This is a genomic window from Kitasatospora putterlickiae, from assembly GCF_039527695.1.
Taxonomy (GTDB): domain Bacteria; phylum Actinomycetota; class Actinomycetes; order Streptomycetales; family Streptomycetaceae; genus Kitasatospora; species Kitasatospora putterlickiae.
Genome location: NZ_BAAAKJ010000249.1, coordinates 1 through 14,072, shown reverse-complemented (window position 1 = coordinate 14,072; position 14,072 = coordinate 1). Strand labels below are relative to the sequence as shown.

The window sequence follows — 14,072 nt, the reverse complement described above, 5'->3', positions numbered from 1 at the left end:
GAGTTCGCGCACGGCCTCGATCTCGGCGCCCAGGACGTCGCCGCCGTCCCGGTCCTGGTCGGCGTCCCCGCCTGGCCGACCGGCACCACCCCGTGCCGCTCGTCCGCACCCGGCCCGACCGACATGCAGCCGGTCAGCCCCAGTCCGGCCACCGCCAGCACCGCCGCGCCGCGCACCACGGCGCCCCGGACCACCGCCGTGTCCCGCTCCGTCACCGCACGCACCACCCGCACCGCACGCATCGCCACCGAAGTCCCTCTCCTGCACCCGCCCCGCCCTGGCCGCCCACCCACCGCGCACGGCCACCCTTGCGGGTGTCCAACGCCCGGCGCGGGCGCGCGGACACGGGTGGAGCCACCGGAAGCAGCCGAACGAGCGCCGGACGGCCGCGCCCGGCCCCGTCGCCCGGCCCCGTCGCCCGGCCCCGTCACTCAGCCCCAGAACGCCGAGGCCAGCCCCGCACCCGCGTAGACCGCCACCAGGCCGGCCGCGACGCTCCCCGCCACGTTCGCCACCGCGTACCGCCCGGCCCCGCTCTCCGCCAGCCGCAGCGTCTCGTACGAGAACGTCGAGTACGTGGTCAGCGCCCCGCACAGCCCGGTCCCGAGCAGCAGCTGGACGCGCGAGGACGCCGCGCCGACCGCCACCGCCCCGGTCACCAGCCCGAGGACCAGGCAGCCGCAGACGTTCACCACGAAGGTCCCCCACGGGAACACCGAGTCGTGCCGGGCCTGCACCGCCCGGTCGGTCAGGTACCGCAACGGCGCGCCGACCAGCGCGCCGACCACCACCAGCAGCCAGTTCACGCCCCGCCCTCCCCGGTCTCCCCCGCCGTGGCCGACCCGTCGACCGCCCGCCCGGCGTACCGGACCACCTCGCACCGCTCCAGGGTCACCAGCCCCTCCACCGCGAGCCCCTCCAGCTCGGGCAGGAACGCCCGCACCCGCTCCTCGGTGTCCACGATCACCACCGCCACCGGCAGGTCCTCGCTGAGCGACAGCAGCCGCGCCGTGTGCACCATCGACGACGCGCCGAACCCCTCGACGCCCCGGAACACGCTCGCCCCGGCCAGCCCGGCCGCCCGCGCCCGGTGCACGATCTCGCTGTACAGCGGGCGGTGCCGGCAGCGGTCGTTCTCGCCCACCAGCACGGTCAGCCGCAGCGCCGGACCGCCCAGCCGGGGCCGCGCCGCGCCCGTCACACCGGCCTCCGGGCCCCGCGCGCCAGCAGACGGCGCGTCACCGCGGCCGCCGCCCAGACCGCCGCCATCGCCGCCACCAGGGTCAGCCCCAGGTACCCGACGGCCGGTCCGGGCCGGCCCTCCTCCAGCAGCCGGCGGACGTCCACCGCGTACGTCGAGAAGGTCGTGAAGCCGCCGAGCACGCCCGTGCCGAAGAACGGCCGCAGCAGCGGGTGGGCCGGCCGGCCCTCGGTGACCACGACCAGGAAGACCCCGATCACGGCGCACCCCGCCACGTTCACCAGCAGCGTCGTCCACGGGAACGCCGACGGCCCGGTGGTCCACAGCAGCCCCGCGCCGTACCGGGCCGTCGCCCCCAGCGCCCCGCCGCCGGCCAGCACCGCCACCGCCGGCCCCTGCCCGCGCAGCACCGGCGGCCGCCGCCGGGCCGCCCCGGCCGCCGCACCGTCCGCCACCAAGTCCTCCGAGGTCGCCACAGACCCATGAAACACCGGCCCCGACCGCCTGGCACACCGTCACCGCAGACCCGACAATGAACCGGTGGAGATGACCCGGGAAGAGTTCGAGGTACTGGTCGCCGACGCGCTCGACCGGATCCCGCCGCAGCTGGCGGCGATGATGGACAACGTCGCGATCTTCGTCGAGGACGAGCCCGACCCGGCCGATCCGGAACTGCTCGGCCTCTACGAGGGCACCCCGCTCACCGAGCGCGGCGAGTGGTACGCCGGCGTCCTGCCGGACCGGATCCTCGTCTACCGCGGCCCGACCCTGCGCCTGTGCGAGACCCACGAGCAGGTCGTCGAGGAGGTCCGCACCACGGTCATCCACGAGGTCGCCCACCACTTCGGCTTCGACGACCACGAGCTCGACGAACTCGGCTGGTCCTGACCCCCGCCGCCCACCCGGCCGAAACCCGTTTTGGCGTTCGGCCCCACATCCCATATGCTTCTCGACGTCCCCGAACGCTGGAAACAGCCGGACAGGCCGCAAGCCCTCATCGTCTAGTGGCCCAGGACGCCGCCCTTTCAAGGCGGTAGCACGGGTTCGAATCCCGTTGGGGGCACGCAGTACCGTAGTAAAGTGCACGACCGAAAGACCTGGGTGGTTCGCCACTCCAAGGTCCCGTGGAGCAGTTGGTTAGCTCGCCACCCTGTCAAGGTGGAGGTCGCGGGTTCAAGTCCCGTCGGGATCGCTCGTCTCGCGAGAGACGGTGCAGTACGGCCAGGTAGCTCAGTTGGTACGAGCGTCCGCCTGAAAAGCGGAAGGTCGCCGGTTCGACCCCGGCCCTGGCCACAGCAGCCTGAGAAGGCGGGAAGGCCCCGGAGAGTTCACTCTCCGGGGCCTTCGTCGTGTTCGGTGACCGGGGCGGGCACGGGGGTGGGCCCGGGGCGGCGGGGGGCCGCCCCGGGCGGGGGGGGTTATTCGGAGAGACCGAAGCGGGTGTGGAGGCGGCGGAGGGGGGCGGGGGCCCACCAGTTGGCGGGGCCGGCGAGGCGCATCACGGCCGGGAGCAGGATGGCGCGGACCAGGACGGCGTCGACCAGGACGGCGAGGGCGAGGCCGACGCCGAGTTCCTTGAGGAAGACGACCGAGCCGGTGGCGTAGACCGCGAAGGTCAGGGCCAGGATGCCGGCGGCGGCGGTGATCAGCGGGGCGCTGCGCTGGATGCCGGTGGCGACGGCGGTGCCGGTGTCCGCGCCGCGGTCGTGCTCCTCCTTGATCCGGGAGACGATGAAGACCTCGTAGTCCATCGACAGCCCGTAGGCGATGCAGAACATCAGGATCGGGATGCTGGGCTCCATCGACCCGGACGAGGTGAAGTCCAGCAGGCCGGACAGGTGGCCGTCCTGGAAGCCCCAGACCAGGGCGCCGAACATCACGGTGAGGCTGAGCAGGTTGGAGACGGTGGCCTTGGCCGGGATCAGCAGGCTGCCGGTCATCAGGAAGAGCAGGATGAAGGTCGGCACCAGGATCAGGACCGCGACCAGGGGCAGCGCGCCGAGCAGGCGGGAGCGGAAGTCGGTCATGTCGGCCGGGAAGCCGCCGACCCGCACCTGGTAGGGCGCGGCCTCGTCGCGGACCTTGCCGACCAGCCCGGGCATGTCCCCGGCCAGCGCGGCCTCCTCGGGGATCACGGTGAGCCAGACGCCGGAGCCGGTGGCGAACCGCGCGGAGTCGGCGGTCGGGCCGTTGCGCAGCCGGCCTTCGGCGTAGGAGCCGGTGAAGGTGTCCACCTGGAAGACGCCGGGCAGGCTGGAGAGCCTGGCCGCGTAGGCCTCGGTCTCGCCGGTGGTGCCCTTGGGGTCGGCGACGCCGGTGGCGACGACCTGGAGGGCGTCGGTCTCACGGGCCGGGAAGCCGTCGCGGACCTGCTGCTGGACGACCCGGCTGCTGGCGTCGGCCGGCAGCACCCGCTCGTCGGGCAGGCCGAACTTCACGCCGAGGAACGGCGCGCCGACGAGCAGCAGCAGGGCGACCACGGCGGTGCCCCAGATCAGCGGGCGCTCCATCACCCGGCGGGTGAGCCGGTACCAGCGGCCGTCCTCGACCGGGCGGGCCGCCCCGGCGGCGCCCGGCCGCAGCACCCGGTGTCCGACGGCGGCGAGCGCGGCGGGCAGCAGGACGACGGCGCCGAAGATCGCGGTGAGCACCACGAAGACGCCCGCGTAGGCGAAGGACCGCAGGAAGGGGAACGGGAAGGCGAACAGCGCGAGCAGCGAGATCGCCACGGTGATCCCGCTGAAGATCACCGTCCGGCCGGCCCGTTCGACGGCGCGGACCACCGCGGTGTGCTTGTCGTGGCCGGCCGCGGCCTCCTCGCGGAACCGCGAGATGACGAACAGGCTGTAGTCGATGCCCAGGCCCAGGCCCATCACCAGGGCCAGGTTGGCGGCGAAGGTGGAGACCTCGGTGAACAGGGTGACCCCGCGCAGCAGGGTCATCGTGCCGAGCACCGAGAAGAGGCCGACGCCGATGGTCAGCCCGGCGGCCGACCAGCGCCGGTAGACGGCGAGCAGGAGCAGCAGGACGATCGGCAGCACGATCGCCTCGGCGCCCAGGAAGTCCTTCCTGGCCTGCGCGCCGACCTGCCGGAAGACCTCGTCCTGGCCGCCGACCTCGACCTTGACGTCGGCGGTCTCACGGGTGAACTTCGGCGAGAGGTCGGCCAGCCGCTCCCGGGACTCGGTGGCGGTGCCGTCCAGCCAGGCGGTGACCAGGGCCTTGCTCCGGTCGGTGGCGGCCAGGGCGGGGCTGTTGCCCTGCCCCCAGTAGGAGCCGGTGGTGCGGACGCCCGCCGAGGCGCCCAGTTCGGCGGCCAGTGCCTGGCCGGCGGCGGCGACCGCGGGGTCGTCCACGGTGCCGTGCTTGGCGGTCACCAGCAGGATCATGTTGGGACTGCCGTGGCCGAACTCGCGGTGCAGGATCTGCTCCGCCTTGTCGGACTGCGAGCCGGGCGCCTCGAAGCGCGACAACGAGAGCGCCTTCTGGGCGCCGGCGCCGAGGGCGGCGGCGATGACCAACAGGACCGTGCCGGTGATCAGCACGGCGCGCCGGCGGTCGACCAGCAGTCGGCCCAGCCTCCGCAGCAGCGGCACCCGCTGGTCGACCCCGGGTTCGAGGGTGAGCGTCATGACAACTGGTCTCCAGACGTGAGGTGGGGACGGTGCGCCCCCGGCGGCGTTCGGGTCAGCCCGACTGGTGCTTGGTCAGCCAGTCGGCGAGGGAGGCGTGGACCTGGGGGGCGTTGCGGGCCATGCCCATGTAGTGGCCCGCCTCGGGGATCTCGATCAGCTGGGTGTCGCTGCTGCCGGTGAACAGCGCGCGGTGCTCGGCGCCGCCCTGGACGCGGGCGTCCTTCTCCCCGTAGAGGAAGAGCACCGGCACCTTGATGTCCTTGAGGTGGCGCAGGTCGACCAGGACCGACCCGAGCTGGGAGGCCATGTCCCCGCAGGGGTGGCGGTTCTGGTGCGGGGCGGAGAGGGCGACCACGCCGGGATCGCTGTCGTGGAAGTTGCCGGCCTTGAACTCCTCGGTGCCCATGTCGTAGTAGGCGTAGCCGCCGGGACCGCTCGCGCCGTCCACGGCGGAGCCGCCGCGCAGGCAGGTCTGCAGGGAGGAGAAGAAGCGGGCGTTGGCCTGCGGGGTGAGGCCGAGGTCGGTCCAGTCCATCAGGACCAGGCCGTCGACGTCCTGGAAGGAGTACGCCTCGATCTGGGAGACCTGGCCGCCGTTGGACTGGCCGGCCAGCATGACCTTGTTGAAGGCGACCGGGGCGCGGCCCTCCTGCTCGGTGCGGTAGCTGCCGGCCCGCAGCTGCTCCACGATCTGGTGGGCGATGTCGGCCTGGCCGCCGATGCAGCTGCCGAAGCCGTCGGGCTTGTCGCTGGCGCCGTAGCCGATCCGGTCGATGGTGAGCGAGGCGTGGCCCTTCTTGGCCAGCTCCTCGGCGTGGTGGTAGCCGGGGGCGTCGAGGCGCCAGTACCACTCGCCGGCCGCGATGCCGTGCTCGTAGAGGGTGACGGTGCGCGGGCCCGCGCCGCCGTCGAGGACCGCCTTGGGCGCGGTGAGGTGGCCGCTGACCTGGTAGGTCTTGCCGTCGACCGGGCAGGAGGCCAGGGTGCGGTTGACGTTCTGGACGGTGAAGCGGACCGGGATGTCCACGATGGACTCGGCGGCCAGCCGGGCCTTGGTGTCGGCGGCGGCCTGTTCGGCCCCGGGTTCCGGGGCGGCCGGCCCGGCGGCGGAGGCGGCCGGGGTGCCGGACGCCGGGGTGTCGTCGGAGCGGACCGCGACGGCGGCCACCGCGGGCGTCAGGGCGATCAGCGCGGCCGTGATGGTGAGTACGGCGGTCTTCCTGGAACGGGGCACGGTCGCGGCCCTTTCGTTGTCCGGTGACGGGGCTCGGCCCGGGGAGGGGGTGGCGGGGGAGGTCATGAGGGCAGCCGTCCCTGGTCGCGGTACCAGCGCGCCTCGTCGCCCAGGGTCTGTGCCAGCGGACGGAAGGTGACGCCGAGTTCCCGTTCCGCGCGGGCGGAGGAGAGCCGGGTCCGGGTTCCGTCCAGCAGCACCCGGACCCCTTCGCGGGTGGCCACCGGAGGGCGGCCGCGCAGCTTGGCGCCGTACTCCAGGGCGGTGGCGAAGGCGAGCGCCGCGCCGGCCGGGATCTGCCGGGGCGGGTTGGCGCCGGAGGCCGCGGCGATGCCGGTGACCAGGTCGTGCAGGCCGTACCAGGAGCCGGCCACGATGTAGCGGCGCAGTCCGGCGCCGTGGGTCAGCGCGCGGACGCAGGCCGCGGCGACGTCACGGGCGTCCACCACGTGGTTGCCGGCCCGGGGGACGGCGCGCAGCTCGCCGTGCGCGACGGCGAGGAAGAGCCGGCCGGCCGAGGTAGGCCCGGCGTCGCCGGGGCCCCACATCCAGCCGGGCAGCACCAGCGGCACGGTGAGGCCCTCGCGGACGCAGAAGTCGGCGACGGCCTGCTCGGCGCGGACCTTGCTGGCCCGGTAGCCGTTGCGCCGCCAGTCGGCGGGCGGCGGGGTGTCCTCGTCGGCGGGGAACCCGGTGCTGCCCCGGCCGATGGTGTTGATCGAGCTGGTGTGCACCACCCGGGTCACCCCGGCGTCCACGGCCTCGCGGAGCAGGGTGAGCACGGCGTCGACGTTGACGGCGTGCAGCCGGCCCAGGTCGGGCTGCGGCTGGTAGTACTCGCGGAAGTAGGCGGCGGTGTGGATGACGCCGCTGGCGCCGGGCAGGGCCCGCCGGTAGCCGGCCGGGTCGGTGATGTCGCCGGCCAGGACGTCGAGCCGCTCGTCGGCGGGCAGCAGCAGCCGCGCCTTCTCCCGGTCGCGGACCAGGGCGGTCACCCGGTGGCCGGCGGCCAGCAGTTCGCGGACCACGGCGCCGCCGAGCAGTCCGGTGGCGCCGGTGACCACGACGCGGCCCGGCGGGGTGCGCTGGTCGGTCATCAGGACTCCTTCGCGGCGAGGACGGGCCCCGGGCCGTGGTCGGGATCGCCCAGGAGGCCGGGACCGTCGTCCGGGCGGTCCGCCTCGGCCCCGCCCGCCGGGGCGAGCGGCTCCTCGCGCAGCCCGAAGCGCTCCTGGAACCGCTTGAGCGGTGCCGGGGCCCACCAGGTGGCGTGGCCGCCGAGGGCCATCACGGCGGGGACGAGCAGGCAGCGCACCACGGTCGCGTCGACCAGCACGGCGAGCGCGACACCGAGGCCGAGCATCTTGGTGTTGGTGATGCGGGAGGTGCCGATCGCCACCAGCACCACCGAGAGGATCAGCGCGGCGGCGGTGATCAGCCCGCCGGTGTGGCGGATGCCGTCGGCGACGGCCTTGCGCGGATCGTGCCCGCGTCCGTACTCCTCCTTGACCCGGGAGAGCAGGAAGACCCCGTAGTCCATGGAGAGGCCGAAGGCGACGCAGAACATCAGCACCGGCAGGGTGGTCTCGACCGCGCCGGTCGGGGTGAAGCCGAGCAGGCCGGACAGGTTGCCGTCCTGGAACACCCAGACCACGACGCCGAACATCGCGGTCAGGCTGAGCGCGTTCAGCAGCACCGCCTGGAGCGGGATCAGCAGGCTGCCGGTGAGCAGGAAGACCAGCAGCAGGGTGGCCCCGACGATCAGCGCGCCGGCCGGCAGCAGGCGCACCCCGATGGCGTGCTTGCTGTCGACCAGGGAGGCCGCCTGGCCGCCGACCACCGGCCGCAGGCCGGGGAACTCGGCGCCGGCCCGGCGGATCTCGCCGACCAGGTCCTGGTTCGCCTGGGAGACGTCGCCCCGGCCGGCGGCGGGCACCACCGAGAGGTGGCCGAGGCCGTCACCGGTGCGGACGCTGTCGGCCGGGCTGGACGCGCCCGTGGCGGCGCCGGAGCGGTAGTCGCCGAGCGGGGTGGAGACCTCGGTGACGCCGGGCAGCGCGGAGAGCTCGGCGGCGAACCGGCCGAGCGCCTCGCGGCCCGGGTCGGCGGCGGCGGTGGCCGAGGTGGCCTCGCTGTGCACCACCACGTCGATGACGCCGGTGGCGCTGGCGGTGAAGCCGTCCCGGATGCTCTGCTGGACCACCCGCGACTCGGAGCCGGTGGGCAGCTGCCGGTCGTCGGCGGCGGCGAACTGGACGCGCAGGAAGGGCAGTCCGGCGAACAGCAGCAGCGCGGTGATGCCGAGCGCGAACAGCGGGGCGCGCCGCATCACCAGGGTCGCGGTGCGGTGCCAGCCCATGCCGGTGGGCCGGTCGGCGCGGGCGGCGCGCGCGGCGCGGCCGGGCATCCGGATCTTGAGCGCGTCGATCCGGCCGCCGAGCAGGGTGAGCAGGGCGGGCAGCAGGATCAGCGCCGCGGCGGCGGCGATCAGCACCACGGAGATGCCCGCGTACGCGAACGAGCGCAGGAAGTAGAGCGGGAAGACGAGCATGGCGGAGAGCGAGACCGCGACGGTCAGCGCGGAGAACAGCACCGCGCGCCCGGCCGTGTCGAGCGTGGCGGCGACGGCCGCGCGGACCTCCAGGCCGCGTTCGCGCTCCTCGCGGAAGCGCCGCACGATGAGCAGCGCGTAGTCGATGGCGAGGCCGAGTCCGAGCGCGGTGGTGAGGTTCTGCGCGAACACCGAGACCTCGGTGAAGTCGGTGATCACCCGCAGGGCCGCGTTGGTGCCGAGGATCGCGCAGATCCCGACGGCGAGCGGCAGCAGGGCGGCGACCAGGCCGCGGAACACCAGGATCAGGATCAGCAGGGTGATCGGCAGCGCGATCAGCTCGGCCCGGGCCAGGTCGTCGGCGATGGTGGCCTGCATCTCGTCGCGGACCGCGACGGAGCCGCCGAGCCTGATCTCCAGCTGCTCCAGACCCGTCGGGCTGCCCCGGTAGCGGGGGGCCAGCCGGTCGAAGACCTCCTTGGCGCGGTTCTCGTCGCCCTCGATGCGGGCGAGGATCAGCGCCGTGCCGCGGTCGGCGGAGCGCAGGCCCTCAAGGCCGGTCTGCCAGTACGAGGTGACGCCGACGACGTCCGGTTCGAAGGCGAGCCGCTCGCCGAGGCGGGCGCCGGCCTGGGCCGTCTCGGGGGTGTCCACCGAGCCGCCGGCCTTCGCCGAGACCTGAAGGACGAGGTTGGGCGAGCTGGCCGGGAAGGAGTCCTCCAGCAGCACGGCGGCGCGCGCCGACTCCGAGCCCGGGTCGGCGGTGCCGCCGTTGTGCAGCCGGTCGGTGACCCCGGCGCCCACGACCAGCGCGTTGACCAGGAAGACCACCACGAACAGGAGGGCGGACCAGGGCCGGGCGGTGACCGCCCGGCCGAGTCGCTTGAGCATCGGGAACCTCACGGAGCGGGGGTGGCGGAACGCTGCCCGGTCGGCAGCGCGGAGAGCAACTCGCCCACCCGGCCCGGTCGGTCCAGGGTCACGACCCCGGCCACCACACCGTCGGGACGGAGGTGGCAGGCCAGGGCCGCCGCCCCGGCCTGCCCGCCGGGAAGCCGGCCGGCCGCGAGGTCGTGGCCGACCGGCCCCGCCGGGGCGGGCAGCGGCCCGTCCGGCGGGAGCAGGAGCAACACGTCGGCGAGGTCGCGCACGCCGCGCCGGGTCAGCTCGGTGGCGGCCTCCTCGGCCGCCGTCGCGGCCTCCTGCCCGGTCCCGGCGACCAGCACCGTGTGCCGGCCGGTCGCGAGGTAGCCGTGCAGGGAGGTGGCGCTCGTCCCGCCCACCGGGCGGAGCGGCGCGTCACCGAGCCGTCGGCCGGGGGTCGGACCACCCGGCGCGGGCGTGCGCCCGACGGCCGGACTGGCCGTCAGATCGAGGTCCAGCTGGGCGAGCTCCGGAACGATGCGGCGTTCCAGGGCGCCGCTGCGGGAGAGGACGCCGAGCAGCAGGTCGCGCAGGGCGCGGGCCGGGCGCGGCTTGAGCAGCCAGAGCCTGGTCTGCCGCTCGGAGTTGCGCACCGCCCGGGCGGAGGTGGGGCGGCGCTCCGGGTCGTAGCTGTCGAGCAGCGCCGGGTCGCCGCCGCGCAGCACGGCGGCGAGCTTCCAGCCGAGGTCGAAGCCGTCCTGGACGCCGGTGTTGAGGCCCTGCCCGCCGGCCGGGCTGTGGGCGTGCGCGGCGTCCCCGGCCAGGAAGACCGGGCCGTGCCGGAACCGGGCGGCCACCTTGGTGTGCACCCGGAAGCGACTGGTCCACCAGGTCTCCTGGACGGTCCAGCGGCCCTTGCCGCGGGCGTCCAGGAGCTGCTGGAGCTCGGCGTCGTCCGGCGGTCCGGTCCGGCGGCCCGGGGGCAGGTCGAAGAAGATCCGGTGACCGCCCTCGGGCAGCGCGACCAGGACCAGCACGCCGTCCGGGCTGAGGTGGTACTGCGCCTCGGTGGGCGGCAGGTCGCCGGCGATCCGGCCGTCGCCGAGCACGAACTCCCGGTCGTAGCTGTTGCCCTCGTAGGGGATGCCGAGCGCCTCGCGGACCGTGCTGCGGACGCCGTCGGCGCCGATCACCCAGGGGACGGAGACGGTCTCGGCCGCGCCGCCGGCCGACTCAAGGCGGACCACCGCCCGGTCGCCGGCCACCTCGACCGAGGTGGCCCGGGTGGCCCACTCGACCCGTCCGCCGAGGCCGAGCAGCCGCTCGTAGAGCAGCTCCTCGGTGACCGGCTGGGGCACGCAGAGCGGCCCGGGGAAGCGGGTGTCGGCCAGGGTGCCGAACGAGACGCCGGCCAGCCGGCGCCCGTTCGACCAGTAGGAGGCGCCGGTGAGCGGCAGGGCCCGCTCGGCGACCGCGTCGGCCACGCCGAGGCGGTGCAGCGCCTCCAGGGCGCCGCTCCACATCACCAGGGCCTTGGGCTCGGCGGCGAAGCACTCCCGGCGGTCCACCAGGCGCACCGGCACGCCGTGCTGGAGCAGCGCGCAGGCCGCGGTCAGCCCGGTGGGACCGGCGCCGACCACGAGGACCTGCGGCGGCGCCGTCATCGGAGCGCCCCGTCGGCCGGCCGGCCGAGGTCCTCCACCAGGGGGTGTCCGAGCCGGTTGGAGAGTTCGCGCAGGGCCTGGGCGGTCAGCCGCTCGGAGACCTCGCGGATGGTCTGCGCGGTGTTCTCGAAGAGCACGGTGTGGAAGCCGAGCCGCGCGGCGGCGTCGAGGTTCTCGGCCGTGTCGTCGATGAAGAGGCAGCGTCCGGCGGGGGTGTCGAGCCGCCGCAGCAGCCGCAGGTAGAGCTCCGGGTCCGGCTTGCGGACCCGCTCGGCCGAGGAGTCGACGACCACGTCGAAGATCTCCGCCACCGGGAGGGTGGCCTGCCAGCGGGGGCGCCACTCCACCACGTTGTTGGTGAGCAGCGCCGTCCGGTATCCGTTGGACTTCAACTGGCGCACGAAGTCGACGAGTTCGGCGTTGGCCCGGCGGCCCTGGAACCACAGCTCGCCGAACGGCCGGCCGCCGAGGGCGGCGGCCGAGCGCAGCGGCAGCTCGGCCAGCAGCCGCTCGGTGAACTCCTGCTCGGTGATCGCCGCGACCTCCAGCTCGGCCATCGGGCTGATCCCGTAGCGCGCGGTGGCGGCCGCGAAGGCGGTGCCGACGGCCTGCAGGTCCAGGCCGGTGCGCACGCCGAACTCGGTGAAGGTCTCGGCGAGCGGGTTGGTCAGCACGCCGCCGTAGTCGAGGACCACGGTGTCGATGCCGTCGGCGGGCGGGACGGGGTGGTTCAGCTCCACTGGGTCACCTCGATGGCGAGGGAGGCGACGGTGTGCCCCTCCTGGGAGACGGTGATCGAGACCGGGACGGTGACCGCGCCGAGCGCGCCGTCGAAGCTGGCGTCGCCGACCTCGGCGACCGCCTTGGTCACCAGGTCCAGCTCGGCGAAGTCGGAGAACTCGGCCCTCGCCGCGGTGACCACCAGGCTCTCGGCCGGCAGGCCGTGCAGCTTGGCGACGGCGGCCACGGAGAGCTGGCGGGCGGCCTCCAGCTGGAGGTTGCCGGGCACGTGGTCCAGCTGGTGGTCGAACAGGTGGGGGTGGTCGGTGTCCACCACCAGCATCGCCGAGGCGGTGCCGGACTCGCTGACCGACGGCTCGGTCAGCACGATGTTGGACGCGTCCCGGCGGCCGACCAGGGACGGCGCGGAGCGCAGCAGCTGCGGGTGGCGCGGCGAACGGCCGTCCAGCTTCTTGCGGTTGCCGGCCCGCAGCATCTGGAACGCCCGGTTGGTGACGAAGGTCAGCGAGCCCGAGCCGACGATGGCCGCCTCGCCGTCCAGCCAGAAGGTGCCGGTGAAGTCGAAGCCGAGCACCCGGCCGGCCGCGTTGCGCTTGGGTCGGACGGTGGTGGAGAGCACGGCGTGCGCCGGGCGCGACCCGATCCGCAGGGCCTCCAGACCGGAGATGGTGAGGTTCAGGGCGCTGAAGATGAAGGCGCGGTCCAGCGGCACGTCCAGGTAGCGGTGCGCGACCAGCACGCCGGACTGGCGCAGGACCTCGACCAGCAGCAGGAAGTCGTAGCTCCCGCCGCGCTCGCCGACGACGTGGGCGCGCGGCAGCTGGGCCGCGACCTCGAAGGTGTGCTCGTCGTTCGTCGGGTCCTCGCCGACCCGCGCCGAGTCGGTGACGAACACCTCGGCGATGGCGGCGCGGTGCACCAGGTCACGCGGAACGGTGGCGTCGAACCGCAGCTCGGCGGCCGGCTTGTGGCCCCGGGACTCCTCGGAGTCCGGCATTCTCAGCAGCTCGGGTGTGGCGTTCATGGTGAATCCCCCCGTGGGCAACGTCTGTTTCCCGGATAGAAGGCGCTGAAGGGTGGTTCGATACGGCCTCGGTGCGACGGGCCGGTCCCCCCGGCGGCGCCGGCCGGGGTCCTCGCGGTTCCCGGCCTGCGGCAACTCTCCGGCCCCGCGCTGACCGTCCGCTGAAGGCGCCGGGAAGTGGCCGGGAAGGGCCCGGGAAGCGGCGCGGGAAGCGACCGGGGGGGTGGCGAACCGGGAGCCGCCCGGGGGGTGGGGGCGGGAACGGGTGCCGGTCATGTCCCTGCCCAAGATCAGCGGCACTTACACAAACGATGAGGTAACGATCCGGGAGCCGAACCCCGCCCGGTGGTAACGTCCGCGTGGGGGCGAGACGTCACAACTGCTTTGGGGGGAGCGTTGGCTGACGACGTGTGGTTCGAGGTGCTCGGACCGGTGCGGGTCAGACGGGGACAGAGCGCGGCCGACCTCGGCCCGCCCCGACAGCGGGCGGTACTGGCCGTTCTGCTGCTCAACAGCGGGCGCCCGGTGCGCACCGAACGGATCGTCCATCTGGTCTGGGGCTCCGAGGCGCCCGGACGGAGCGTCAACCTGGTGCAGAAGTACGTCTCCGGGCTGCGCCGGGCGCTCGCCGGGCTGGCCACGCTGGCCTGGACGGACGCCGGGTACGTCCTCGCCGCGTCCGGCACGGTGGACGTCGAGCGGTTCGAGGAGCTGCTCGCCGACGGGCGGTCCCGGCGGACCACCGGCGACGCGGCGGGCGGCGCGGAGGCGTTCACCGAGGCGGTCGCGCTCTGGCGCGGGCCACTCGCCCAGGGCGTGGACGGGCCGGGGATAGAGCCGGTGCGGCTGCGGCTGGCCGAGGCCCGGCTCGGCGCCCTGGAGGACCTCTTCGACCTGGAGCTGGAGCTCGGCCGGCTGGCCGGACGGATCCCGGAACTGCGCCGGCTGGCGTCCGAACACCCGCTGCGCGAGCGGTTCCAGGCCCAACTGGTGCTGGCGCTGGCCCAGTCCGGACGGCAGGCGGAGGCGCTGGAGGTGCACGAGCGGGTCCGCCGGCTGCTCGCCGAGGAGCACGGCCTGGACCCGGGACCGCACCTGCGGGCCGCCCAGGAGCGGGTGCTGCGGCTGGCCCCGGCGGAGGCCGCCGGCGCGGAGCCG

The 14,072-nt window shown here is 74.6% G+C and carries 13 protein-coding genes and 3 tRNA genes; 5 read left to right on the top strand and 11 right to left on the bottom strand.

What is annotated here, in order from left to right:
* The 4 genes from ABD308_RS25105 to crcB (ABD308_RS25090) form a co-directional block, all read right to left on the bottom strand.
* Positions 1-248 (bottom strand): hypothetical protein (locus ABD308_RS25105; RefSeq protein ID WP_344338831.1); only part of this gene is annotated, 248 nt, incomplete at its 3' end.
* Between the two features lie 183 nt (positions 249-431).
* Positions 432-806 carry a fluoride efflux transporter CrcB gene (gene crcB / locus ABD308_RS25100; RefSeq protein WP_344338830.1) on the bottom strand — a complete coding sequence of 125 codons (375 nt, stop codon included), beginning with the start codon at positions 804-806 and terminating at the stop codon, positions 432-434.
* Positions 803-1,201 (bottom strand): DUF190 domain-containing protein, encoded by a 399-nt coding sequence (locus ABD308_RS25095; RefSeq protein WP_344338829.1) that lies wholly within the window; start codon positions 1,199-1,201, stop codon positions 803-805. The genes crcB (ABD308_RS25100) and ABD308_RS25095 overlap by 4 nt, the downstream gene beginning before the upstream one ends.
* Positions 1,198-1,677 (bottom strand): fluoride efflux transporter CrcB, encoded by a 480-nt coding sequence (gene crcB / locus ABD308_RS25090; RefSeq protein WP_425554845.1) that lies wholly within the window; start codon positions 1,675-1,677, stop codon positions 1,198-1,200. The genes ABD308_RS25095 and crcB (ABD308_RS25090) overlap by 4 nt, the downstream gene beginning before the upstream one ends.
* Positions 1,678-1,747: 70 nt before the next feature.
* Between crcB (ABD308_RS25090) and ABD308_RS25085 the strand changes: the two genes are divergently transcribed.
* From ABD308_RS25085 to ABD308_RS25070, 4 genes are all read left to right on the top strand, one after another.
* On the top strand, positions 1,748-2,089 hold the full coding sequence (locus ABD308_RS25085) for a metallopeptidase family protein (protein WP_344338828.1): 342 nt from the start codon (positions 1,748-1,750) through the stop codon (positions 2,087-2,089).
* Positions 2,090-2,191: 102 nt separating this feature from the next.
* A tRNA-Glu gene (locus tag ABD308_RS25080) sits at positions 2,192-2,264 on the top strand.
* 55 nt (positions 2,265-2,319) lie between these two features.
* Positions 2,320-2,393: transfer RNA gene (locus ABD308_RS25075), tRNA-Asp, on the top strand.
* A gap of 27 nt (positions 2,394-2,420) precedes the next feature.
* Positions 2,421-2,494 (top strand) — tRNA-Phe (locus ABD308_RS25070).
* Between the two features lie 125 nt (positions 2,495-2,619).
* On the opposite strand, the gene ABD308_RS25065 is transcribed toward ABD308_RS25070, so the two are convergent.
* The 7 genes from ABD308_RS25065 to ABD308_RS25035 form a co-directional block, all read right to left on the bottom strand.
* Positions 2,620-4,833 carry an MMPL family transporter gene (locus ABD308_RS25065; protein WP_344338826.1) on the bottom strand — a complete coding sequence of 738 codons (2,214 nt, stop codon included), beginning with the start codon at positions 4,831-4,833 and terminating at the stop codon, positions 2,620-2,622.
* Between the two features lie 55 nt (positions 4,834-4,888).
* Positions 4,889-6,070, bottom strand: coding sequence for an alpha/beta hydrolase (locus tag ABD308_RS25060; RefSeq protein ID WP_344338825.1), 1,182 nt, complete (start codon positions 6,068-6,070; stop codon positions 4,889-4,891).
* A 62-nt stretch (positions 6,071-6,132) separates the two neighbouring features.
* Positions 6,133-7,167 (bottom strand): NAD-dependent epimerase/dehydratase family protein, encoded by a 1,035-nt coding sequence (locus ABD308_RS25055; RefSeq protein WP_344338823.1) that lies wholly within the window; start codon positions 7,165-7,167, stop codon positions 6,133-6,135.
* Complete coding sequence (locus ABD308_RS25050; RefSeq protein WP_344338822.1) at positions 7,167-9,512, bottom strand: MMPL family transporter; 2,346 nt, start codon at positions 9,510-9,512, stop codon at positions 7,167-7,169. Before ABD308_RS25050 ends, ABD308_RS25055 begins: the two co-directional genes overlap by 1 nt.
* Positions 9,513-9,520: 8 nt before the next feature.
* Positions 9,521-11,149: an FAD-dependent monooxygenase gene (locus ABD308_RS25045; protein WP_344338821.1), complete on the bottom strand. Its 1,629-nt coding sequence runs from the start codon at positions 11,147-11,149 to the stop codon at positions 9,521-9,523.
* Positions 11,146-11,889 (bottom strand): HAD family hydrolase, encoded by a 744-nt coding sequence (locus ABD308_RS25040; protein WP_344338820.1) that lies wholly within the window; start codon positions 11,887-11,889, stop codon positions 11,146-11,148. Before ABD308_RS25040 ends, ABD308_RS25045 begins: the two co-directional genes overlap by 4 nt.
* Positions 11,880-12,914 (bottom strand): ScbA/BarX family gamma-butyrolactone biosynthesis protein, encoded by a 1,035-nt coding sequence (locus tag ABD308_RS25035; RefSeq protein ID WP_344338819.1) that lies wholly within the window; start codon positions 12,912-12,914, stop codon positions 11,880-11,882. Before ABD308_RS25035 ends, ABD308_RS25040 begins: the two co-directional genes overlap by 10 nt.
* A 396-nt stretch (positions 12,915-13,310) precedes the next feature.
* Here ABD308_RS25035 and ABD308_RS25030 point away from each other — a divergent pair.
* Positions 13,311-14,072: AfsR/SARP family transcriptional regulator (locus ABD308_RS25030; RefSeq protein ID WP_344338817.1), on the top strand; the 762-nt coding region annotated here is incomplete at its 3' end.

What these genes read in the sequence shown, in the direction of transcription:
- ABD308_RS25085 (WP_344338828.1), top strand. Translation starts at nt 1,748, where the DNA reads ATGACCCGGGAAGAGTTCGAGGTACTGGTCGCCGACGCGCTCGACCGG.
- ABD308_RS25065 (WP_344338826.1), bottom strand. Translation starts at nt 4,833, where the DNA reads ATGACGCTCACCCTCGAACCCGGGGTCGACCAGCGGGTGCCGCTGCTG.
- ABD308_RS25055 (WP_344338823.1), bottom strand. Translation starts at nt 7,167, where the DNA reads ATGACCGACCAGCGCACCCCGCCGGGCCGCGTCGTGGTCACCGGCGCC.
- ABD308_RS25050 (WP_344338822.1), bottom strand. Translation starts at nt 9,512, where the DNA reads ATGCTCAAGCGACTCGGCCGGGCGGTCACCGCCCGGCCCTGGTCCGCC.
- ABD308_RS25045 (WP_344338821.1), bottom strand. Translation starts at nt 11,149, where the DNA reads ATGACGGCGCCGCCGCAGGTCCTCGTGGTCGGCGCCGGTCCCACCGGG.
- ABD308_RS25035 (WP_344338819.1), bottom strand. Translation starts at nt 12,914, where the DNA reads ATGAACGCCACACCCGAGCTGCTGAGAATGCCGGACTCCGAGGAGTCC.